Genomic DNA, 21,538 nt, shown 5'->3' with positions numbered 1-21,538 from the left:
TCTTGTCGCGGGCAGACATTCTCTTGCCTTGTCGGGGGATGCAAACCCATTCCGCGATCATGAAAATTGTCCTAACGTTGTGGTATCATCGGCAAGAGCGTCACAGCCCTGTGCAAAAACACCTGTATTTTCACCCCAACCCATGACCGGCGAGAAAAACCATGACAAGAAACAAAAACACTCCACTCAACCGGCGCCAGTTCCTTGCTGGCACCGCTGCCGGAACCGCCTTGATTACGCTTCACCCCTATTCGGCCCGCGCAGCCACCAATCAGGCGCATCTCCGCATCATGGAGACGACGGACATCCACGTGCATGTCCATCCCTATGACTATTACGCCGACCGCCCGCGCGACACCGTGGGCCTGTCGCGCACGGCTTCGATCATCGACGGTATCCGCGCCGAGGCGACAAATTCGCTGCTGGTCGACAACGGCGACTTTCTGCAGGGCAACCCGATGGGCGATTACATCGCCTATGAGCGCGGCATGAAGGAGGGGGACATGCACCCCATCGTGACCGCCATGAACACCGTCGGCTTCGACGCCGCCACCATCGGCAACCATGAATTCAACTACGGCCTCGATTTCCTGATGAAATCCATGGCGGGCGCGGATTTCCCGGTGGTTCTGGCCAACATCGCCAAGACCAAAGGCGCGACCCCGCGTGAGGATGAAACGCTGTTCAAGCCCTATGTCATCCTCGACCGGATGCTGACGGACGGCGCAGGCGAAAGCCACGCGATCAAGGTCGGCATCATCGGCTTTACCCCGCCGCAGGTCATGAACTGGGACCGCAAGCATCTGGAAGGCAACGTAGAGGCGCGCGACATCGTCGAAACCGCCCGCGCCTACGTGCCGGAAATGCTGGAACAGGGCGCGGAAATCATCATCGCGCTGTCGCACTCGGGCATCGGCTCTGCCGACCATGTGGACGGCATGGAAAACGCTTCTGTGCCGCTGGCCGAGGTTGAGGGCATTGACGCGCTCATGACCGGCCACTCGCACCTTGTCTTCCCCTCGCCCACCTATGCGGATTACGCGGGCGTCGACGTGGATGCGGGCACGATCCACGGCAAACCCGCCGTCATGGGCGGGTTCTGGGGCTCGCACATGGGTCTGATCGACCTGCTTCTGGAACGTGACGGCAACACATGGCGCGTGGTCTCCACCACCTCAGAGGCGCGCCCGATCTCAAAACGCAACGAGGACCGCAGCTACACCGCGCTGGTCGAGGATTATCAGCCGGTGATCGACGCCACGCAAAAGGACCACGACGAAACGCTGGCCTATGTCCGCCGCGCCGTGGGGCAAACCTCGGCCCCGCTGCACAGCTACTTTGCGCTGGTGGCCGATGATCCCTCGGTCCAGATCGTGTCCATCGCTCAGAAATGGTACATCGAACAGATGATGCAGGGCACCGAGTATGAGGGCCTGCCCATCCTCTCCGCCGCCGCGCCGTTCAAGGCTGGTGGCCGTGGCGGGCCAGAGTATTACACCGATGTCGCCCCCGGCGCGGTGGCGATCAAGAACGTCGCCGACCTGTATCTCTATCCCAACACCGTGCGCGCGGTGAAAGTGACCGGCGCGCAGGTCAAGGACTGGCTGGAACGCTCCGCCGGCATGTTCAATCAGGTCGATGCCGGCGCACAGGACGCACCGCTGCTGAACCCGGCCTTCCCGTCCTACAACTTCGACGTGATCGACGGCGTCACCTACCAGATCGACCTCAGCCAGCCGTCCCGGTACGGCCCCAAGGGAGAGCCGGAAAACCCCGACGCCAACCGCATCGTCGATCTGCAATACAACGGCCAGCCGGTGACCGATGACATGGAATTCATCATCGCCACCAACAACTACCGCGCTTCGGGCGGCGGTGACTTCCCAGGCGCCAAAGGCGACACCATCATCTTCGAGGCCCCCGACACCAACCGCGACGTGATCGTGCGCTACATCGTCGAACAGGGCACCATCAACCCGGCGGCGGATGCCAACTGGAAGTTCAAGCCGATGGAAGGCACCACCGTCGTCTTCGAAACCGGCCCCAAGGCCCGCGATTTCATCGACGACGTTCAGGCCGTGACCATCGAGGACGCAGGCGACGGCGCGGATGGCTTCGCGCTCTTCCGCATCAAGCTCTGAGGCGAAGGCCCCGGAACCGGAAAGGGCCGCCCCGGGGCGGCCCTTTTTCTCATTCGGTAAAGACCACCGACACCTCCGGATCGCCCGGCAGCCCGACATAGCTGACCGTCGCACCGCCCCCGGCCTTGGCCGGCGGCAACAGCGGCCCGATGGAGCCGACCGAAATCAGGTCGCCCGCCTTCAGCAGATAGCCCGCCGACATCAGCCACAGCACGGAATTCACCGGATTGCCCAGCACCGCCGCCCCCGGCGCCTCTGCCAGCACGGTGCCATCCGCCGCGCGCACCGTGACCTGCATCGCCGCCAGCGCGGCCAGCATCGTCGCCGGGTCGTCCACCGGGATCTCCGCCCCCAGCACACCCAGACGCGGCGCCACGCCAATCGCCGTCAGCGTCACCCCGTTGATCGGCTCTCCCTTCTTGAAGGTCAGGTCCGGCAGTTCGATGAACGGCCGCACGCCAGAGATAAAACCGATCGCCTCTTCCGCCGTGGTCGCGCCGTTGATGGCGTCATCGCCCACGACCAGGATCAGATCCGCCTCGAACAACGGGATCGCCCCGAACTGCGCGGGCACCTCGGCCCCGTCTTCCAACAGCATGTCGCGGTACAGCACCCCGCCCACCGGCTCGGTCACGCCAAAGCGTTCCTGCGCCGGTTTGCTGGTCAGCCCGGCCTTGTAGCCCACCAACGGCCCCAGATGCGCGGACAGCGCCTCGACCAGCATGTCCTGCGTACAGCGCGCATCCTCCATCGTGCCCCCGGGCACCAGCGCCACGGTCGGCACCTTGGCCAGATGATCGGCAACAAAGGCCTCGATGGCCGCCTCGGTGGCGCACTCCGCCCACGCCTGCGACAGCGGCAGCAAGGCCAGACCGCCCACAAGCAAACTCCGCTTCAAATTGATCATGAAATCCTCCCGGCAAAAGGGCCCCGCAAAGGCCCGACAAAAGCAGCCTGCGCATTCCCCCCTGAGTCGGGCAAGAGCGTTGACCGCGCCACGCGCGGTCAAGGGACGGTGGGCGTGGGTGAGGCACGATTCCGGCTTGCCGGACCAACCGTCCGGGGGACGGTTGGAGGGCCGAACGGGCGCAGCCCCGTTGCCGAAGGCAAACAGCGTCCGACCCCGCCCCGTCCGTCAGACGAACTGCTCGCGGATCAGCCGCTCTTCCAGCCCGTGGCCCGGATCGAACAGCACCCGGTGCACCACCTCCGGCTCGGACCGGATATGCACCGCCACCACGTCGCGCACCGCATCGCCGTCCGCCTCTGCCATGACGGGCCGCTTTTCGGGTTCCAGCACCTCGAAACTCACTTCCGCCGACTTGGGCAGCAAGGCCCCGCGCCAGCGCCGGGGCCGAAAGGCGGCCACCGGCGTCAGCGCCAGCACATCCGCGCCAATCGGCAGGATCGGCCCGTGGGCCGAGTAATTGTAGGCCGTCGATCCGGCGGGCGTCGACACCAGCGCCCCGTCGCAGACCAGTTCCGTCATCCGCACCTTGCCATCCACGCTGATCCGCAACCGCGCCGCCTGCGACCCGCTGCGGTGCAGGGAGACCTCGTTGATCGCCAGCGCCCGGTGCTCATGCCCCTTGGCACAGATCGCGCGCATCGCCAGCGGGTTGATCACCGCCTCCTCGGCCGCCTGCAACCGCTCCACCAGCCCGTGTTCCGAATATTCGTTCATCAGAAAGCCCACGGTGCCCCGGTTCATGCCATAGACCGGCACTTCCAGCTCCTGCGTCCGGTGCAGGGTGTGCAGCATGAAACCGTCCCCGCCCAGCGCCACGATCACGTCCGCGCCCTGCTCTGCATGGTCGCCATAGCGGCGCGTCAGCCCGGCCCGGGCCGCCTGCGCAATCGGCGCACGCGACGCACAAAACGCGATCCTCAATGTCATCGGGGGTTTCCTGTCGTCTTCATTCGGGGCGGATGGAAGCACATGTTCCCTCTCAGGGCCAGTGCTGCGGCCCCTATGCCGCTGGAATTCTCAACTGCGTCGCTTTAGGTTCTTTGACGCCCGGGCGGTTTCCGATACGAAACCGCCAAATCGAATCCTAAGGAGCAGCGCCATGAACGCCCCTCATCGCGACGACGGTTTCTTTACCGAGTCGCTCTCCTCCCGCGATCCCGAACTCTATGCCTCGATCACCGGCGAACTCGGTCGCCAGCGCGACGAGATCGAACTGATCGCCTCGGAAAATATCGTCTCCCGCGCCGTGATGGAGGCACAGGGCTCTGTCCTGACCAACAAATACGCCGAAGGTTATCCGGGCCGGCGCTACTACGGCGGCTGTGACTGGGTCGACGTGGCCGAAAACCTCGCCATCGAACGCGCCAAGCAGCTCTTCGGCTGCGAATACGCCAACGTGCAGCCCAACTCCGGTTCTCAGGCCAACCAGGGTGTCTATCAGGCGCTGATCCAGCCCGGCGACACCATCCTCGGCATGAGCCTCGACGCCGGTGGCCACCTGACCCACGGAGCCAAGCCGAACCAGTCCGGCAAATGGTTCAACGCCGTGCAGTACGGCGTGCGCAAGCAGGACAACATGCTGGACTACGATCAGGTCGAGGCGCTGGCGAAAGAGCACCAGCCCAAGCTGATCATCGCGGGCGGCTCCGCCATCCCGCGCCAGATCGATTTCAAGCGGATGCGCGAGATCGCCGATATGGTCGGCGCCTACCTGCACGTGGACATGGCCCACTTTGCCGGTCTGGTCGCGGCAGGCGAACACCCCTCGCCCTTCCCGCACGCGCATGTGGCCACCACCACCACGCACAAGACCCTGCGCGGTCCGCGCGGCGGCATGATCCTGACCAATGACGAGACCATCGCCAAAAAGGTCAACTCGGCCATCTTCCCGGGTATTCAGGGCGGCCCCCTGATGCATGTCATCGCGGGCAAGGCCGTGGCCTTTGGCGAGGCGCTGCGCCCCGAGTTCAAGACCTATGCGCAGAACGTCATCAAGAACGCGCAGGCGCTCTCGGATCAGTTGATCAAGGGCGGTCTGGACACCGTGACCCACGGCACCGACACCCATGTGGTGCTGGTTGACCTGCGCCCCAAGGGCGTCAAGGGCAACGCCACCGAAAAGGCGCTGGGCCGCGCGCATATCACCTGCAACAAGAACGGCGTGCCTTTCGACCCGGAAAAGCCCACCGTGACCAGCGGCATTCGCCTCGGCTCGCCCGCCGGCACCACGCGCGGTTTCGGCGAGGCAGAGTTCCGCCAGATCGCAGACTGGATCATCGAGGTCGTCGATGGCCTTGCCGCCAATGGTGAGGAGGGCAACGCCGAGGTCGAGGCCAAGGTCCGCGCCGAGGTCGAGGCGCTCTGCGCCCAGTTCCCGATCTACCCCGGCCTCTGATCCGGGCATACCGTAGGGCGGGGTTTACCCCGCCGACCAGCGGCGGACCCATCGGTCCGCCGCTTTCTTTTTGGGGGTGTCCGCAAAGCGTGTTGGTCGGCAATGCGGACGGAGCGGACATTCTGGTGCTCGGGCAGGAGGTCCCGTAGAAGTCAATGAGATCGAGCTTAGAGGTGGACCAATGACGCGAGACGAAATTGTAGAGTCCTACCGGCAATATATCGCGTGCTTGAATGGACAGGATTGGAATGCGCTGCATCACTATGTTGCCGACCAAGTCGAGTACAATGGAACCACTATCGGGCTCGACGGCTACCGTGACATGCTCGTCCAAGATTTTAGTGCGATTCCCGATCTTTCTTTCAATATTGCCATTCTTGCCTGCGACCCGCCGATGATCGCCAGTCGGCTGGCCTTCGATTGCACACCGGTAGGCCGGCTCTTCGGCCTACCGGTCGATGGAAAAAGAGTTCGCTTCGAAGAGAACGTTTTCTACGAATTCCAGCAGGGAGTGATACGGCGAGTCTGGTCTGTAATCGACAAGGCAAGCGTGGCCTCACAAATCTGAGGCTTTACCGTGCGGTATGGGCTCGGAGCGGACGTCGGACCGCATCGAAGTTGCGCTATGAGGTTCATATTTTGTCGACTGTTAGCGCCCCTCCCAGCCGCACCTCCAGCCAACCAATGTAGCCGTTGAGGTACTTCGTGGCCGGCCCGCAGAAGGGCTTGATGAACTTGTTGTATTGGGCGTGGAGCGAGTTCACGTTCTGGATGTGATAGCAGCCCGCGGCGACACGTGTGCCCGGCTTGCTGCCGACCACAAAGTGCTCAATACCGCTTGCCGTTGCGAGCTTCGAATAGCCGTTGACCCCGTCCGAGCAGAGCACGGCATCACCGAGAACCCTTCCCGGACTCCCGTTGGTAGGTCTCATCCGCCTCGATGATTCCGGAGAAGGCCGTCGCAGCACCTTCGCCGATGATCGAGAAGACCAGCATCCGCCACCGCCAGACCGTGTACTTGTTGAGCCCGGGCCGCTTCGCAAGCTTGCGCACCGACTGCGGCGCAGAGGTGCCCAGCATGTCCCTCAGCGCGACCATGAGCAGGTCAGGACGATGGATGCGACCGATGGCGCTCCCAGTTCGGCCTGAATAGGTCTTCTGGCAGCCTCCGCATCGGAAACGCTGGATCTTGGTCCGTGTGCAGACCCACTTCTGACGTCGCTCGTCGCCGCAGAACGGGCACTTGCGTTGTTGGTTTGTCCGTACCTCGATCTCCGAAATCGCCTCCGTCGTTCTCCGGAGGTCCCGGATCTTTGTCCGGGCATCCTCGATCTGGGCCGGGTTCAGCGCGTCGAGGGCATCGAGAAAGCGGCGAAAATCGCGGTGTAGCAATGAGTGCCCTCCGTGGTCTTCAGGGGAAGAGCTTGGCTTGTGTCCTCGAAACCGAAGCGAACCAACACGATTAGCGGACACATCCTTTTCTTGGGCGGCCCCGCCCCTTGCGGATTCGCGCACGCAACGCCGCTATGCGCCCGCCGCGACCCCGCGCATTCCGCGCCGATTTCCTAACGATCGGTAAATTCGTCCCTGTAACCCCTTGATTCTGCATTCCCCCTAAGCTGTCCACGCGTGGACACCCCCAGGGCCGCCCCAAACCGTCCCCAAGGTCGCACCCCCGCCCGCCGGGGTGACAAACCGGCCCGGCAGGGCTATGAGGCGCGAAAATTCGGCAACCATCGACCCCGGAAGGATTCTCATGACCACGCAGGTTTTCGGCCACAAATCGCCCGACACCGACAGCACCGGCAGCCCGATCATCTGGGCCTGGTACCTCAACGAAATCAAGGGCGAGGCGGCGCAGCCCTGCCTGCTGGGTGAACCCAACACCGAGGCCGCCTTCATGCTGGACCACTGGAAGCTGGAAAAGCCCGGCATCATCCAGGACGTGGCCGAAGGCGCCCCTGTCGTAATCGTCGACACCAACAACCCCGCCGAACTGCCCGCCTCGATCAATTCCGCCGACATCCGCGCCATCATCGACCACCACAAGCTGGTCGGCGGGCTGGAAACCAAGGGCCCGATCGACATCACCGTGCGCCCGCTCGCCTGCACCGCGACCATCATGGTCGACCTGATGGGTGACGACGCCGCCAAGATGCCCGAGGCGATCAAGGGCGCGGCGCTGACCTGCATCCTGTCCGACACGCTGGAATTCCGCTCGCCCACCACCACCCAGCATGACAAGGACGTGGCCCAGAAGCTGGCCGCCGAGCTGGGTCTGGATATCAGCGATTTCGCCGCCAAGATGTTTGCCGCCAAGTCCGACGTCTCGGCCTTCTCCGACGCCGAACTGATCCGCATGGACAGCAAGGAATACGAAGTCGACGGCACCAAGTTCCGCGTCTCCGTTCTGGAAACCACCGCGCCGGAAATCCCGCTGGGCCGCAAGGACAGCCTGATGGAAACCTACAAGACCGTTCAGGCCGAAGACGGCGTGGACGAGGTCCTGCTGTTCGTCGTGGACATCCTGAAAGAAGAGGCCACCCTGCTGGTCCCGAACGACCTGGTGAAGGGCGTGGCCGAAAAGAGCTTTGGCGCGACGGTGACCGGCGACACCGTGGTCCTGCCCGGCATCATGAGCCGCAAGAAGCAGATCATCCCGAACCTCAAGGTCTGAGGGGTCGGCCCTTTCAGGGCTGAAGGGAATGAGCCAGTTGCACGGGGGCCCTTGGCCCCCGTTTTTTTTTGATAGAGAGGGGACGCTGCCCCGTCGCCATTGTCTCTCGGACCAATGGCGCGACAAGAGCAACCCCCGAGGTATTTTTCAGCCCAAAGAAACAGGAAGCGGCCTGTCGAGGGTGACACCCTCTGGCGAGATCCGGCAGCCAAGGGCCATCGCCTCGACACCGGCGGCCCGGGCGCATTCGAAACCGTCGCCATAGGCGGGGTCGATGTCCGTGGCCAATGTGACCCGGCTGCAATCGGTCCGCTGAACGAGGTAGAGCATGACCGCCCGGTGCCCCTGCCCCGCCATCTCTGCCAGTTCTGTCAGATGTTTCGTGCCGCGCGCCGTCACGCTGTCGGGAAATTCAGCAAGGCCAGATTGGCGCGACAGGGTGACGGATTTCACCTCGACATAACAATCCGCGCGACCCGCGCCTGTCAGAAGGAAATCGATCCGGCTGTTGGTGCCGTATTTCACCTCTGGCCGGACGATGTCATATCCATCCAGCCCTGCGACCTCTCCGGCCATCAGGGCGGTTTTCAGCACCCGGTTCGCGGCCCCGGTGTCCACCCCGGTGAAATGCCCGCCCGGGTGTTCCACCAGCCGCCAGGCCCACTTCAGCTTCTTCTTCGGATCGTCGTTCGGTTCCAGCCAGATGCGTTGGCCTTCGTCCTTCAACCCCAGCATGGAGCCGGGGTTTGCCACATGGGCCGTCACTTCGCGCCCGTCCTCCAGCAGGCAGTCGGCGAGGAACCTCTTGTAGCGGCGGATCAGGGTGGCGGGGACGAGAGGGGTTTGAAAGCGCATGGTGGGGGCCTATACCGTGCAGGGCCGTCAACGCCAAGGAGCCTGCGCCATGCCCAATCCAACCGCCGCCATGCTGGTCATCGGGGACGAGATCCTGTCCGGCCGGACCCGAGACTCCAACATGCATTACCTGGCGCAGGAATTCACCAAGCACGGGATCGACCTGCGAGAGGTGCGTATCGTCAGCGATGACCGCGCGGCCATCATCGCGGCGATCAATGCCCTGCGGGGTTCCTACGATCATGTCGTCACCTCGGGCGGCATCGGGCCGACCCATGACGACATCACCGCCCCCTGCGTGGCCGAGGCCTTTGGCGTGGCGATCAGCATCCGCGACGACGCCCGCGCCATCCTGCAGGAGCATTATGACCGCACCGGCAGCGAGTTGAACGAGGCGCGGTTGCGCATGGCGCGCATTCCGGACGGGGCCGCGCTGATCGAAAACCCGGTGTCTGCCGCACCCGGTTTCACGCTGGAGAACGTGCATGTGATGGCGGGCGTTCCTTCGGTCTTTCAGGCCATGGTCAGCAGCGTCCTGCCCCATATGACCGGCGGTCAGCCGCTTTTGTCGCAGAGCCTGCGGATCGAGCGCGGCGAGGGTGAGATTGCCGGACCGCTGGCCGAGGTGGCCGCACGGTTTCCCGATCTGTCGATCGGCTCCTACCCCTTTCAGCGCAACGGGGTCTTTGGGGCAAACGTGGTGATCCGGGGCACTGATGGCAGCCAGATCGATGCCGCCATTTCGGAACTGGCGGCGCTTTTCCCCGAGGCGATGGCGCACTGACGCGCCCTACGCGCGCCTGCCGCATGGACAGCCTGCGGGGCAACGGCCATAACAGGGGCGTGATGCAGCATTCCGGCCCTGAAATGACCGCCGACCCGACCCGGTACTTCGACGCCATAGACGCCACGTGGCCCGCCGCCGCGCAGGTGCGGGCGGGGCCGTGGCTGCTGCGCGAGGGTCGCGGCGGCGGCAAGCGCGTTTCGGCGGCCACCGCCGCGGGTGACTGGCGCGAGGATGACCTATCGGCGGCCGAACGTGCCATGCGCCTGATGGGACAAACGCCGCTGTTCATGATCAGGCCGGAGGACGGGGCGCTGGATACGGCCCTTGCCGCACGCGGCTATGGCAAGGTCGATCCGGTGCAGATATGGTCGGCGCCGATTGGCGAGTTGACCGATCTGCGCCTGCCCCGCGTCACCGCCTTTGCCATCTGGGAGCCGCTGGCCATCATGCGTGAGATCTGGGCCGACGGCGGGATCGGACCGGCGCGCCTGCGGGTCATGAACCGCGTCAAGGGCCCCAAGACGGGCCTGTTCGGGCGGGTGTCAGATCGGCCGGCAGGTGCCGGGTTTTGCGCCATTCATGACGGTATCGCCATGGTGCATGCGCTGGAAATCTTGCCCGAACACCGGCAAAAGGGGCTGGGCGGCTGGATGATGCGCTGTGCCGCGCTTTGGGCGGAACAGCAGGGCGCGACGGAGATCGCCCTTGCGGCGACCTCGGAAAACGCCGCCGCGATCGCGCTTTATACCGGCTTGAAGATGCAGGTCGTCGGGCACTACCATTACCGGACGCTCGATGCAGATGACGATAGCGAGGACACGTGACAGACAGCCTTCCCACCGCGCTCAACCTGCCCATGGCCGATCCGCTGCCCGAGGCCACGCAAAAGTATTTCGACATCTGCCAGGAAAAGCTGGGCATGGTGCCGAACGTGCTGCGCGCCTATGCCTTTGACATCGACAAGCTGAACGCCTTCACGGCGATGTACAACGACCTGATGCTGGCCGACAGCAGGCTGAGCAAGCTGGAACGCGAGATGATCGCTGTCGTGGTGTCCGCGGTCAATCGCTGCTTTTATTGCCTCACCGCGCACGGCGCCGCGGTGCGCCAGTTGTCCGAAGATCCCAAGCTGGGTGAGATGCTGGTGATGAACTGGCGGGTCGCCGATCTCAGCCACCGCCACCGAGCGATGCTGGGCTTTGCCGAGAAGATGACCAAGGCCTCGTCCGAGATTGCCGAATATGACCGCGAGGCGCTGCGCGATGCGGGCTTTTCGGACCGGGACATCTGGGACATCGCCAATGTTGCGGGGTTCTTCAACATGACGAACCGCGTGGCCAGCGCAACCGACATGCGGCCCAATGATGAATACCACGCGCTGGCGCGGTAGCCTCTCCGGGCTTCTGCTGGCGCTGTGGGCCTTTGACGTCGGCGCGGCTGAACTGACGCTGCCCGCAGGCGCGCGACAGAGCTTCTCGACCGTGCAGGATCCGGGCGCCTATGCCTTGCCGACCGGCGCCTGGGCGCGGGGGCAGCTGCCGGTGCGCCGCGTCGAAGGGCGGGTCGAGGTGGCGGCCTGGCACATTCCGGATAACGCCGCCTCTCCTTTCCAGCTGGCAAAGCCATTGCGCGACGCGCTTGTGGCCGACGGGTTCGAAATCCTGCTGGATTGCCGGGCGCGGGCCTGCGGCGGGTTCGATTTCCGTTTTGCCACGCTGGTCCTGCCTGCTCCGGAGATGTTCGTCGACCTGACCGCTTTTCACTTCATTTCGGCCGTTTCCGAAGACGGCGGGGCGGTATCGATCCTGACCAGCCGCGACTCGCGGCAGGGATATGTGCAGATCATTCGCGCGGGTGGCGCGGCCTCGGGCAAGATCAGCGCGCCCGGTGGGGCCGCCGCGCCGGCACCGGCTGTTCCGCGGCCTTCCGTGAATACCGATGACCTTATCGCCGCCCTCGAAACGCAGGGCCATGTCATTCTGCGCGACCTTGTGTTCAAGCCGGGCTCCACCTCGCTTGGCGGTGGATCTGTGGCGTCGCTGGACCGTATCGCCGCCTATCTGGCCGCCAATCCGAAACGCCAGATCCTGTTTGTCGGCCATACAGATGCCACCGGATCGCTGGATGCAAACCGCAGCATCTCCAACCGGCGGGCACAGGCGGCTGTCGCCTACCTGCGGGAGCGGCACCGCACGCCCAGCGCCCAGATCGGCGCGCAGGGTGTCGGATACCTGTCACCGGTTGCCTCCAACCTGACCACCGAGGGCCGAGAGGCCAATCGCCGGGTCGAGGCGGTGCTGATTTCCACGGAATGAGCCGCTGACAAAGACCCCGAAACGACAAGAGGCGGCAATGCCGCCCCTTTTCGATCTTTGGTGCTGCGTCCGGTGGTGTCACCAGATCAGCGGCCCCTTTTCGGCAAATGCATGCACAAGGAAGTCGATGAAGGCCCGCACCTTGGGTTGGGTAAAGCGACCCGGCGGATAGACCGCATAGATGCCTTGGGTTTCCATCGGCAGATCGGGGATCGCATCCTCGACCAGACCGGCCTCCATCGCCTCGTGATAGAGATAGGAGGGCAGATAGGCGATGCCCAGACCGGCGATGCAGGCGTTCAGCAGCGATTGCCCGTCGTTCACCGTCAGCCAGCCTGCCGTACGCACCTGACGCTTTTCGCCCGAGGGCGCGGTCAGCTTCCAGACATTGCCGGAGGACTGGTTGGAATAGTGCAGCAGCTTGTGCTCGTTCAGGTCGTCGATCCGCGCGGGCCGTCCGAATTTCTCGAAATAGGCCGGGGCCGCGATCATCCGCTTGGTGGTCTCGGTCAGTTTGCGCGCCCGCAGGGTCGAATCTTCCAACTCGCCGATCCGGATCGCCATGTCGAAACCTTCGGAAATCAGTTCGACGTAGCGGTTGTTCAGCACCATGTTCACCGTGATGTCCGGGAACTCGGCCAGGAACTCGCCCAATACGGGGCTCAGGTGATTGACGCCGAAATCCGTCGCCACCGAGATGCGCAGCAGCCCCGAAGGCGCCGATTGCATCGAAGTCACCAGCGCGTCCGCCTCTCCGGCGTCGTTCAGCACACGCCGCGCGCGATCATAGTAGGCCAGCCCGATTTCCGTGGGCGACACCCGGCGCGTGGTGCGGTTCAGCAGCCGCGCACCCAGCCGAGCCTCAAGGCTCGACACATGTTTGGACACCGCCGACTTGGAGATTCCCATCTTCTTCGCCGCGTCGGTGAATCCGCCTTGGTCCACGACGGTGGCAAAGGCCTCCATTTCGGTCAGACGATCCATTCGGGTCTCCATTACGCATTACAACTTGAAGGCCTGTATCCCCTCGAACTGGGGCGCAACTTGGGCGCGGAGGCGACAATTGAGGGGTAATCGTGGGTGCTGTCAGCGTGATGGAAACGCAATTGGGCTGCATTTGCGCGCGCCAAGGTGTAGCCTGCCCCCATAACAACAACAAACTTTCACGTCATATTCGGGAGATTCCGTCATGTTCAAAACCTATGCCTTGGCCATTTTCACCGCCCTTGCCCCGCTTGCAGCGCTGGCCGGCGACACCCCGGCACCCGAGGGCGCGTCGCTCTATTTCATCAACATTGCGGACGGGGATTCGGTCAGCAGCCCTGTCACCGTACAGTTCGGCCTGTCGGGCATGGGCGTGGCCCCGGCCGGGATTGACAAGGAAAATACCGGCCACCATCACATCCTGATCGACCGTCCGCCCTTCGGAGAGGGGGACGAAGATGCCGACATTGCCGAATACGGCATTCCGGCTGACGACAATCACCGCCATTTCGGCGGCGGGCAGACAGAGGTTGTTCTGGGATTCGAGCCGGGCGAACACACGCTGCAGCTGATTCTTGGCGACATGAACCACGTCCCGCACGCGACGCCGGTCGTTTCCGATCACATCACGATCACCGTGACGGAATAATCGAAAGCAGCGGAAACAGGACGGGGCGCGCCGGTGATACGGCGCGCCCCTTCTGTAATCTCTGAAGATCGGAAAGGTCAGGCCGCTTTCTGGTTGTGGCGGCCTTCTTCGATTTCCTCGACGATCTTGGAGACGAAATCCTTCAGGTCGTCGGGGTTGCGGCTGGTCACGATGCCGCTGTCGGCGATCACCGGTTCATCCATCACCCGCGCCCCCGCGTTCTTGAGGTCGGTGCGGATGGACGGATAGGCGGTCATCTCGCGGCCAGCGACGATATCCGCCTCGATCAGCACCCAAGGCGCATGGCAGATCGCAGCGATCACCTTGCCCTGCTTGGCAAAGGCGCGCACCAGCGCGATGACCGGTTCCTCGACCCGCAACAGGTCGGGGTTGATCTGGCCGCCGGGAATGACCAGTGCGTCATATTGGTTGGGGTCGGCGTCGGCGATCTTGAGATCGGCCTCGGCCTCTCGGCCCCAATCGCTGCCTTCCCAGCCCTTGATGGCCTTGCCGTCCAGCGTGGCCACATGGACCTCTGCGCCCTTGGCGCGCAACTGGTCGCGGGGAAATTCCAGCTCTGACTGTTCAAAGCCGTGGGTCGAGATGATGAGGATCTTCGAGTTGCCGATATCGGGCATGGAAAGCCTCCATTTGTTGCTGTGTCTGGCAAGGCAACGTTCCGGGCGGAGGCCCGTTCCAAAACTCGTCGGATTTCCGGGCGGGTTCCACCGCCCGGACCGGCTTACAGGCTGGCGGCGAGACGCGTTCCCTGATCGATTGCGCGCTTGGCATCCAGTTCCGCCGCCACGTCCGCGCCGCCGATCACATGGGTTTCCACACCCTTGGCGATCAGCGCATCCGCCAGCGACCGTTCGCTGACCTGTCCTGCGCACAACACGATGGTGTCGCAGGCAATCACCTCGGGCCGTTCGCGCGCCTCTCCATAGCTGACATGCAGACCCGCGTCGTCGATCCGCTCATAATTCACGCCGCCGCGCATCTCGACGCCTTTCATCTTCAGCGCCGCGCGATGGATCCAGCCTGTGGTCTTGCCCAGCCGCTTGCCGGGACGCTCTGCCTTGCGCTGCAACAGGATGATGTCCCTTAGGGGCGCATCGGGCTGCGGCCCCTCGGGGGCTAGGCCCGCGCGCTCCTCTGCCGGGTCGGTCACCCCCCATTCGCGCATCCAGTCCGGCAGGCTTTCAGTCGGGCTGTCGTCGGTCACAAGGAATTCGGACACGTCAAAGCCGATGCCGCCCGCGCCAATCACCGCCACGCGCTTGCCCACCTCAGCCCCGTTTCGCAGCACGTCGACATAGCCCGTGACGGACGGATGATCCTGTCCCGGGATCTGGGGATCGCGCGGCAGCACGCCGGTTGCCACGATCACCACGTCAAAATCTGCCAGCGTCTCCGGTGTCGCCTCTGTCCCCAGCCGCAGCTCTACGCCCGCGTCCTCGACCATGGCGGCAAACCAATCCACCAGCCCGTGAAACTCTTCCTTGCCCGGCACCATGCGCGCCATGTTCAACTGGCCGCCGATCTGGTTGGCCTTGTCGAACAGCACCACGGAATGGCCGCGTTCCGCAGCCGTGATCGCCGCCGACAGGCCCGCAGGCCCCGCGCCAACCACCGCGACTCGGCGCGGCGCATCGGTCTTTTCCACGACCAGCTCGGTTTCGAAACCCGCCTTGGGGTTCACCAAACAACTCGACACCTTGCCCTGAAAGGTGTGATCCAGACAGGCCTGATTGCAGGCGATACAGGGGGCGATCAGATGCGATTTGCCGCCCGCTGCCTTGGCCACGAAATCGGGATCGGCAAGGAAGGGACGCGCAAGGCTGACCATATCGGCGCAACCCTCGGCCAGCACCGCCTCTGCCACATCAGGGGTGTTGATACGGTTCGAGGTGATCAGCGGAATGCCCACCTTGCCCATCAGCTTTTTCGTCACCCACGCAAATGCGCGGCGCGGCACAGAAGTGGCGATGGTGGGAATGCGCGCCTCGTGCCAGCCGATGCCGGTGTTGATGATTGTTGCGCCCGCCTCTTCAACGGCCTGCGCCAGCATCACCACCTCTTCAAAGGTGGACCCGTTCGGCACAAGGTCGATCATCGACAGCCGGTAGATGACGATGAAATCGTCGCCCACGGCGGCGCGGACCCGGCGCACCACCTCGACCGGCAGGCGCATCCGGTTTTCATACGACCCGCCCCAACGATCCGTGCGCTTGTTGGTGTGGGTGACAAGGAACTGGTTGAGGAAATAGCCCTCTGACCCCATCACTTCGACCCCGTCATAGCCCGCCTCACGCGCCCGCACGGCAGAGGTGACGATATCCGCGATCTGCTTTTCGATCCCTTCCTCGTCCAACTCCTTGGGCGGAAAGGGGGAGATCGGGGATTTGACCGGAGAGGGCGCCACACATTCCGCACCATAGGCATAACGTCCCGCGTGCAGGATCTGCATCGCGATCTTGCCGCCCGCCGCGTGTACCCGGTCCGTCACCATGCGATGATTGGCGATATCCTGAGGCGTGAACAGCCCCGCAGCCCCCGGAAACACCCCGCCTTCGCGGTTGGGTGCCATGCCCCCCGTCACCATTAGCCCCACATCGCCGCGTGCCCGGGTGGCGTAGAATTCCGCCACACGGTTCCAGTCGCCACGCTCTTCGAGATTGGTGTGCATCGACCCCATCAGCACGCGGTTCTTCAGCGTGGCAAAGCCAAGGTCGAGCGGGCGCAGCATGTGCGGATAATCTGTCATGGTGTCCTCCCAAATCGCCGACCACATCACATGATCGCTTTGACGCTGTCACGGTCAACGTCACGTCATAGCCCGCTTTACCCCATCGCACCGCTGCGTTAGCCCTGTCGCCCAAAGCGCAGGACCATCCATGAGCGATTTCGCCACCCTCAGCCTGACCGGAAGCGGCCTGACCCGCACCCCGCGGGTGCGGCCCGCGAAACGTACAGAGGGGTATCTGGACAGGTTCGATGGCGACACGTTGTGGCTGGACGCGGTCTGGCATGACGGGGCGGTCATCCTGATCTGTCCCCGCCTGAACAACCTTGATCGCACGGTGACGCGGGCGCAATTCTCCCTGGACGGCGTTGCCGTGAGGCCGAAGGTCAAACGATACTACCGCCACACCCTGATCCGGCTGCCTGCGGCGCAGCAGCCGCAAACTGTCGGCACCCGGATCGGTGACTGGCAAGGCGAAACGCAGGTGAACGGCCCCGATCACACTTTGGACGGGCAAAATGTCCTGATGACCCTGTCCAAGGACAACCACCCGGACTGGATAGAGGACTGGGGCCGATTTCACATCGCGCAACACGGCGCAAACGCCGTGCTGTTCGTCGACAATGGCTCTGACACCTATGGTCCGGATCAGATCCGCCCTGCACTTGAACGCGCCGGTTTCAAAAAGATCGTCATTCTCCAGACACCCCTGCGTTACGGCCCGCGCGGGTTACCACCTTTCGTCAATGCCGAATTGTTCCTGCAGACCGGCGTGCTCAACGCGCTGCAATTCCGGTTCCTGCAAGGGGCGCGTGCCGTGCTGAACTGCGACGTGGACGAATTGGTGATGACGCCGGGGCGCTCGGTCTTTGACCTTGCCCATGACAGCCGCTTTGGTTTTGTCAGCTTCCCGGGCCGCTGGGTACACCCCGCGCCAGAGGACGAAGGTCGACCCTCGCACGCGCGGCACAGTCATCGGGACGATCCGGCCAAGACCTGCCCGCCGAAATGGTGCGTCGTGCCTTCGGGGCCGCTGAAGGGTTTCCAATGGCGCGCGCATGAGATGGAGCGCCTGCCTTTTGCCAAACGCTTTCACGCGGATGACGCGTGGTTCTACCACTTCCGGAACATCACCGACGGTTGGAAATCTTTGAAACGCACCCATGTTCGCGACGGGGGCACCGTCCCGGACCCCGAATTGCAGGCGGCGCTGGCCGCCGCCAACCTGCCTCAGCGTTCCGCTTGAATTGGCGCGCGCGCGGGGGCAGGCTGAGACCAACAAAGTCAGGGAGGAGCCGGTGAGCACCACCGACGCACGCATCAGAACCGCGCAACTGCCGCAAGTGCAGGAAACGCGCAATCCCGGCATGGAACTGGACATGGACTGGGTCCGGGCCGCCCGCGCCAACCGCTCGGCGATCGAGCGGCGCGCCGGGACCTTGCCGGGACGCCGGTCCGTCAAGAAGGACTATCAGGCGGCATGGCTGGCACGCGCCATTTCCTGCATCGACCTGACGACACTGGCAGGGGACGACACACCCGGGCGCGTGGCACGTCTGTGCGCCAAGGCGCGGCAGCCGGTGCGCGCCGACCTGTTGCAGGCGCTGGGACTTGAGGGGCTGACCGTTGGTGCGGTCTGTGTCTACCACGACATGATCGGCCCCGCCGTCGCCGCCCTGCACGGCTCGGGCATCCCGGTCGCCGCCGTCTCTACCGGTTTTCCGGCGGGGCTGTCCCCCTTCCCCCTGCGCGTGGCAGAGATCGAGGAAAGCGTGCGCGCGGGTGCCCATGAGATCGACATCGTCATATCGCGCCGTCTTGTGCTGCGCGGCGACTGGCAGGGGCTGTACGATGAGATGCGCACCTTCCGCGCCGCCTGCGGCGAAGCGCATGTGAAGGCGATCCTTGCCACCGGAGAGCTGGGGACATTGCAGAACGTCGCCCGCGCCAGCCTTGTCTGCATGATGGCCGGGGCGGATTTCATCAAGACCTCGACCGGCAAGGAAAGCGTCAACGCCACCCTGCCCGTCAGCCTTGTGATGATGCGTGCCATCCGGGAATACCATCAGCGCACCGGCTATCGCGTCGGTTACAAACCGGCGGGCGGGATTTCCAAGGCCAAGGATGCGGTGACCTATCTGGCGCTGCTGAAAGAGGAGTTGGGCGACCGCTGGCTGCGCCCCGACCTGTTCCGCTTTGGCGCCTCCTCGCTCTTGGGTGATATCGAACGGCAGCTGGAACACCATGTGACCGGGGCCTATTCGGCGTCGTGGCGCCATGCGATGTCCTGATCCGCAAATGTCTGGGCAACAACACTTGAGGCCGCGCGATGGGGCCTGAATTCTCACTGGTCATGGTTGCCGCCCTTTTGATCATGGGCGCGCGCAACTGGCGGCACCGCCGGATCAGGCGCGCCGTTCGTGACCTGCCGACCATGATGCAGCGCCAGTTGGGCGAAGCCCCGGACTTTCTACCGCCCGAGGCGCCGCCGAAAGAACTGGAACCCTTCGCCGTTCTGCACCGGCGGACCGAACGCATAGAGAAAACGATCTGGGGCGTTGCCATCCTCTGGATGGGATACGTGGCCTACCTGGCTTTGGGAGCGACAGGATGACCGTAAAAGAGATCTTCGAAACGATGGACTATGGCCCCGCCCCCGAAAGCGCCGGGGATGCGCTGGCATGGATTGTCGATCAGGGCTCGCGCTTCGGGCATTTCATCGGCGGCACCTTCACCGATCCCGGCGAGGGCTTTAACAGCCGCAACCCGGCAACCGGCGAGGTTCTGGCCACGCTGACGCAAGCGACGCAGGCGGATGTGGATGCCGCCGTGGCCGCCGCCCGCGCCGCACAGCCCGCATGGGAGGCGCTGGGAGGACCGGGCCGTGCCCGTTACCTCTATGCCCTTGCGCGCCTCTTGCAGAAACACGCGCGCCTGTTCGCAGTGCTGGAGACGCTCGACAACGGCAAGCCGATCCGGGAAAGCCGCGACATCGACATTCCGCTGGCGCAGCGGCATTTCTACTATCACGCCGGGATGGCGCAACTGATGGACAGCGAACTGCCCGACCGGCAGGCGCTGGGCGTCTGCGGCCAGATCATCCCGTGGAACTTTCCCCTGCTGATGCTGGCATGGAAGGTCGCGCCCGCCTTGGCGATGGGCAACACGGTTGTCCTGAAACCGGCCGAATGGACCTCTTTGACCGCGCTTCTGTTTGCCGACATCTGCCGTCAGGCCGGACTGCCAAAGGGTGTCTTCAACATCATCACCGGCGATGGTGCCGTCGGCGAGATGATCACCTCCGCCGATGTGGACAAAATCGCCTTTACCGGCTCGACAGAGGTGGGGCGCAAGATCCGCGCCGCCACGGCGGGGCGCGGCATCGCGCTGACGCTGGAGCTGGGCGGCAAGTCGCCTTACGTCGTCTTCGAGGACGCCGATATCGACAGCGCGGTCGAGGGGTTGGTGGATGCGATCTGGTTCAATCAGGGTCAGGTCTGCTGCGCCGGCAGCCGCCTCTTGGTGCAGGAAGGCATCGCCGAGGTCTTTCATGATCGTCTGACCGCGCGCATGGACAAGCTGCGCACCGGCAACCCGCTGGACAAATGCATCGACGTGGGCGCCATCGTGGACCCCGAACAATTGCGCCGGATCGAGGCGCTGGTGTCCTCCTCCGACGGGACGGTCTATCGCGCAAACTGCCCCGTGCCCGAAGGCTGCTATTACCCGCCGACCCTGATCGCCGGCCTGTCACCCGCCTCGCCCTTGATGCAGGAAGAGATCTTTGGCCCGGTTCTGGTCTCGACCACCTTCCGCACCCCGTCAGAGGCGGTGGCACTGGCCAACAACACCCGCTACGGGCTGGCCGCCAGTGTCTGGTCGGAAAACATCAACACCGCACTGGATATCGCGCCGCAACTGGTGGCCGGTGTCGTCTGGGTCAACGGCACCAACATGTTCGACGCCGCTGCCGGGTTCGGTGGCGTGCGCGAAAGCGGCTTTGGCCGCGAGGGGGGCTGGGAAGGTCTGCGCTCCTACACCCGCGCCAAGGGCGAGGTACAGGAGCTCGATCCCATCGAACCCTTTCCCGGTGAAACCGCCGAACCGCAGGACGTGGACCGCACCGCCAAGCTGTATATCGGCGGCAAGCAGGCGCGCCCGGATGGCGGCTATGCCCGTAATGTCTATGACGCCAAGGGCCTGTTGATCGGGCAGGCCCCCATCGCCAACCGCAAGGACATCCGCAACGCGGTCGAGGCCGCGCGCGCCGCGGGCGGCTGGGCCAAGGCCACGGCACACAACCGCGCGCAGGTGCTGTATTACATCGGTGAAAACCTGTCGGCCCGCGCGTCGGAGTTCGCCACGCTGATCGAAAGTCTGACCGGCAAGAAAACGGGCGCGGCAGAGGTCGACGCCGCGGTGAACCGGCTGTTCACCTACGCTGCGTGGGCGGACAAGTTCGACGGCGGTGTACGCTCCGTTCCCATGCGGGGCGTGGCGCTGGCCATGAACGAACCCTGCGGCGTGATCGGCGCGCTCTGCCCGGATGACGCGCCCCTGCTGGGCCTTGTCTCTGTCATGGCCCCGGTGATCGCGATGGGCAACCGCGCGGTGCTGGTCGCGTCAGAGCCGTTCCCGCTGGCCGCGCTCGACTTCTATCAGGTGCTGGAAACCTCTGACGTACCAGGCGGCGTCGTCAATATCCTGACCGGCAGCCACGCAGAACTGGCCCCCACGCTGGCCGCGCATCTGGACGTCGAGGCGGTCTGGTCCTTCTCGTCGACCGATCTGGCCGCAGAGATCGAAAAGGCCGCTGCCGGAAACCTGAAACGGACATGGGTCAACGATGGTGCCGCGCGTGACTGGATGGGCGCCGAAGGCGAAGGCCGGGCCTTTCTGGAACAGGCGACAGAGGTCAAAACGGTCTGGGTACCCTACGGTGCCTGAGGGGTTACGCCCTTCGGACACCACCCAAAATGGCGTGGAATCAGGCAGCTATGCGGCCGGACGTTCAGTTTC

21 protein-coding genes are annotated in these 21,538 nt (G+C 64.2%); 13 read left to right on the top strand and 8 right to left on the bottom strand.

Features of this window, described 5'->3' with window-relative positions; translation table 11 throughout:
• Nucleotides 1-161: 161 nt before the first annotated feature.
• Nucleotides 162-2,141 (top strand): bifunctional 2',3'-cyclic-nucleotide 2'-phosphodiesterase/3'-nucleotidase, encoded by a 1,980-nt coding sequence (locus tag ACTXGA_RS07780; RefSeq protein ID WP_443392581.1) that lies wholly within the window; start codon nt 162-164, stop codon nt 2,139-2,141.
• 49 nt (nt 2,142-2,190) lie between these two features.
• Here ACTXGA_RS07780 and ACTXGA_RS07775 read toward each other — a convergent pair whose 3' ends face one another.
• Together ACTXGA_RS07775 and ACTXGA_RS07770 are read right to left on the bottom strand one after the other, a co-directional pair.
• A complete protein-coding gene (locus ACTXGA_RS07775) occupies nt 2,191-3,048 on the bottom strand; it encodes a 2-keto-4-pentenoate hydratase (RefSeq protein ID WP_443392580.1) in 858 nt (285 codons plus the stop codon).
• 228 nt (nt 3,049-3,276) lie between these two features.
• Complete coding sequence (locus ACTXGA_RS07770; RefSeq protein ID WP_443392579.1) at nt 3,277-4,038, bottom strand: NAD kinase; 762 nt, start codon at nt 4,036-4,038, stop codon at nt 3,277-3,279.
• A 172-nt stretch (nt 4,039-4,210) separates the two neighbouring features.
• Between ACTXGA_RS07770 and glyA the strand changes: the two genes are divergently transcribed.
• On the top strand, nt 4,211-5,506 hold the full coding sequence (gene glyA / locus ACTXGA_RS07765; RefSeq protein WP_443392578.1) for a serine hydroxymethyltransferase: 1,296 nt from the start codon (nt 4,211-4,213) through the stop codon (nt 5,504-5,506).
• Nucleotides 5,507-5,687: 181 nt separating this feature from the next.
• Nucleotides 5,688-6,074, top strand: coding sequence for an ester cyclase (locus ACTXGA_RS07760; RefSeq protein WP_443392577.1), 387 nt, complete (start codon nt 5,688-5,690; stop codon nt 6,072-6,074).
• Nucleotides 6,075-6,138: 64 nt separating this feature from the next.
• Here ACTXGA_RS07760 and ACTXGA_RS07755 read toward each other — a convergent pair whose 3' ends face one another.
• A complete protein-coding gene (locus tag ACTXGA_RS07755; protein ID WP_443392576.1) occupies nt 6,139-6,393 on the bottom strand; it encodes a hypothetical protein in 255 nt (84 codons plus the stop codon).
• A 4-nt stretch (nt 6,394-6,397) separates the two neighbouring features.
• Nucleotides 6,398-6,898: a transposase gene (locus tag ACTXGA_RS07750; RefSeq protein WP_443392575.1), complete on the bottom strand. Its 501-nt coding sequence runs from the start codon at nt 6,896-6,898 to the stop codon at nt 6,398-6,400.
• Between the two features lie 364 nt (nt 6,899-7,262).
• On the opposite strand from ACTXGA_RS07750, the gene ACTXGA_RS07745 reads away from it, so the two are divergent.
• Nucleotides 7,263-8,183, top strand: coding sequence for a manganese-dependent inorganic pyrophosphatase (locus ACTXGA_RS07745; RefSeq protein ID WP_443392574.1), 921 nt, complete (start codon nt 7,263-7,265; stop codon nt 8,181-8,183).
• A gap of 147 nt (nt 8,184-8,330) precedes the next feature.
• Here the strand turns inward: ACTXGA_RS07745 and sfsA are convergent, their stop codons facing one another.
• A complete protein-coding gene (sfsA, locus tag ACTXGA_RS07740) occupies nt 8,331-9,038 on the bottom strand; it encodes a DNA/RNA nuclease SfsA (RefSeq protein WP_443392573.1) in 708 nt (235 codons plus the stop codon).
• Between the two features lie 49 nt (nt 9,039-9,087).
• Between sfsA and ACTXGA_RS07735 the strand changes: the two genes are divergently transcribed.
• The 4 genes from ACTXGA_RS07735 to ACTXGA_RS07720 all read left to right on the top strand — a co-directional run bounded on the left by ACTXGA_RS07735 (nt 9,088) and on the right by ACTXGA_RS07720 (nt 12,140).
• Nucleotides 9,088-9,822, top strand: coding sequence for a competence/damage-inducible protein A (locus tag ACTXGA_RS07735; RefSeq protein ID WP_443392572.1), 735 nt, complete (start codon nt 9,088-9,090; stop codon nt 9,820-9,822).
• A gap of 62 nt (nt 9,823-9,884) precedes the next feature.
• Nucleotides 9,885-10,649 (top strand): GNAT family N-acetyltransferase, encoded by a 765-nt coding sequence (locus ACTXGA_RS07730; RefSeq protein ID WP_443392571.1) that lies wholly within the window; start codon nt 9,885-9,887, stop codon nt 10,647-10,649.
• Nucleotides 10,646-11,215: a peroxidase-related enzyme gene (locus ACTXGA_RS07725; RefSeq protein ID WP_443392570.1), complete on the top strand. Its 570-nt coding sequence runs from the start codon at nt 10,646-10,648 to the stop codon at nt 11,213-11,215. The genes ACTXGA_RS07730 and ACTXGA_RS07725 overlap by 4 nt, the downstream gene beginning before the upstream one ends.
• Nucleotides 11,187-12,140, top strand: a complete 954-nt coding sequence (locus ACTXGA_RS07720; protein WP_443392569.1) for an OmpA family protein — start codon at nt 11,187-11,189, stop codon at nt 12,138-12,140. The genes ACTXGA_RS07725 and ACTXGA_RS07720 overlap by 29 nt, the downstream gene beginning before the upstream one ends.
• Before the next feature lie 78 nt (nt 12,141-12,218).
• Here ACTXGA_RS07720 and ACTXGA_RS07715 read toward each other — a convergent pair whose 3' ends face one another.
• Nucleotides 12,219-13,124, bottom strand: coding sequence for a LysR family transcriptional regulator (locus tag ACTXGA_RS07715; RefSeq protein WP_443392568.1), 906 nt, complete (start codon nt 13,122-13,124; stop codon nt 12,219-12,221).
• 205 nt (nt 13,125-13,329) lie between these two features.
• Between ACTXGA_RS07715 and ACTXGA_RS07710 the strand changes: the two genes are divergently transcribed.
• The gene (locus ACTXGA_RS07710) at nt 13,330-13,773 is read left to right on the top strand and encodes a DUF4399 domain-containing protein (protein ID WP_443392567.1); all 444 of its coding nucleotides are present in this window, start codon (nt 13,330-13,332) and stop codon (nt 13,771-13,773) included.
• A gap of 77 nt (nt 13,774-13,850) precedes the next feature.
• On the opposite strand, the gene ACTXGA_RS07705 is transcribed toward ACTXGA_RS07710, so the two are convergent.
• On the bottom strand, nt 13,851-14,411 hold the full coding sequence (locus ACTXGA_RS07705; RefSeq protein ID WP_443392566.1) for a type 1 glutamine amidotransferase domain-containing protein: 561 nt from the start codon (nt 14,409-14,411) through the stop codon (nt 13,851-13,853).
• Nucleotides 14,412-14,515: 104 nt separating this feature from the next.
• Nucleotides 14,516-16,540: an FAD-dependent oxidoreductase gene (locus tag ACTXGA_RS07700; RefSeq protein WP_443392565.1), complete on the bottom strand. Its 2,025-nt coding sequence runs from the start codon at nt 16,538-16,540 to the stop codon at nt 14,516-14,518.
• Nucleotides 16,541-16,670: 130 nt separating this feature from the next.
• Between ACTXGA_RS07700 and ACTXGA_RS07695 the strand changes: the two genes are divergently transcribed.
• From ACTXGA_RS07695 to ACTXGA_RS07680, 4 genes are read left to right on the top strand one after another with little or no spacing between them, the layout of a single operon-like run.
• Nucleotides 16,671-17,765 (top strand): hypothetical protein, encoded by a 1,095-nt coding sequence (locus ACTXGA_RS07695; protein WP_443392564.1) that lies wholly within the window; start codon nt 16,671-16,673, stop codon nt 17,763-17,765.
• Nucleotides 17,766-17,817: 52 nt separating this feature from the next.
• The gene (gene deoC, locus ACTXGA_RS07690) at nt 17,818-18,810 is read left to right on the top strand and encodes a deoxyribose-phosphate aldolase (RefSeq protein WP_443392563.1); all 993 of its coding nucleotides are present in this window, start codon (nt 17,818-17,820) and stop codon (nt 18,808-18,810) included.
• A gap of 38 nt (nt 18,811-18,848) precedes the next feature.
• Nucleotides 18,849-19,133: a hypothetical protein gene (locus ACTXGA_RS07685; protein ID WP_443392562.1), complete on the top strand. Its 285-nt coding sequence runs from the start codon at nt 18,849-18,851 to the stop codon at nt 19,131-19,133.
• On the top strand, nt 19,130-21,466 hold the full coding sequence (locus ACTXGA_RS07680) for an aldehyde dehydrogenase family protein (protein WP_443392561.1): 2,337 nt from the start codon (nt 19,130-19,132) through the stop codon (nt 21,464-21,466). The genes ACTXGA_RS07685 and ACTXGA_RS07680 overlap by 4 nt, the downstream gene beginning before the upstream one ends.
• Nucleotides 21,467-21,538 lie beyond the last annotated feature (72 nt).

Origin of the sequence: Antarctobacter jejuensis (genome assembly GCF_052266595.1) — a bacterium.
Lineage (GTDB): Bacteria > Pseudomonadota > Alphaproteobacteria > Rhodobacterales > Rhodobacteraceae > Antarctobacter > Antarctobacter jejuensis.
This window is presented reverse-complemented; position numbering and strand designations above follow the sequence as displayed.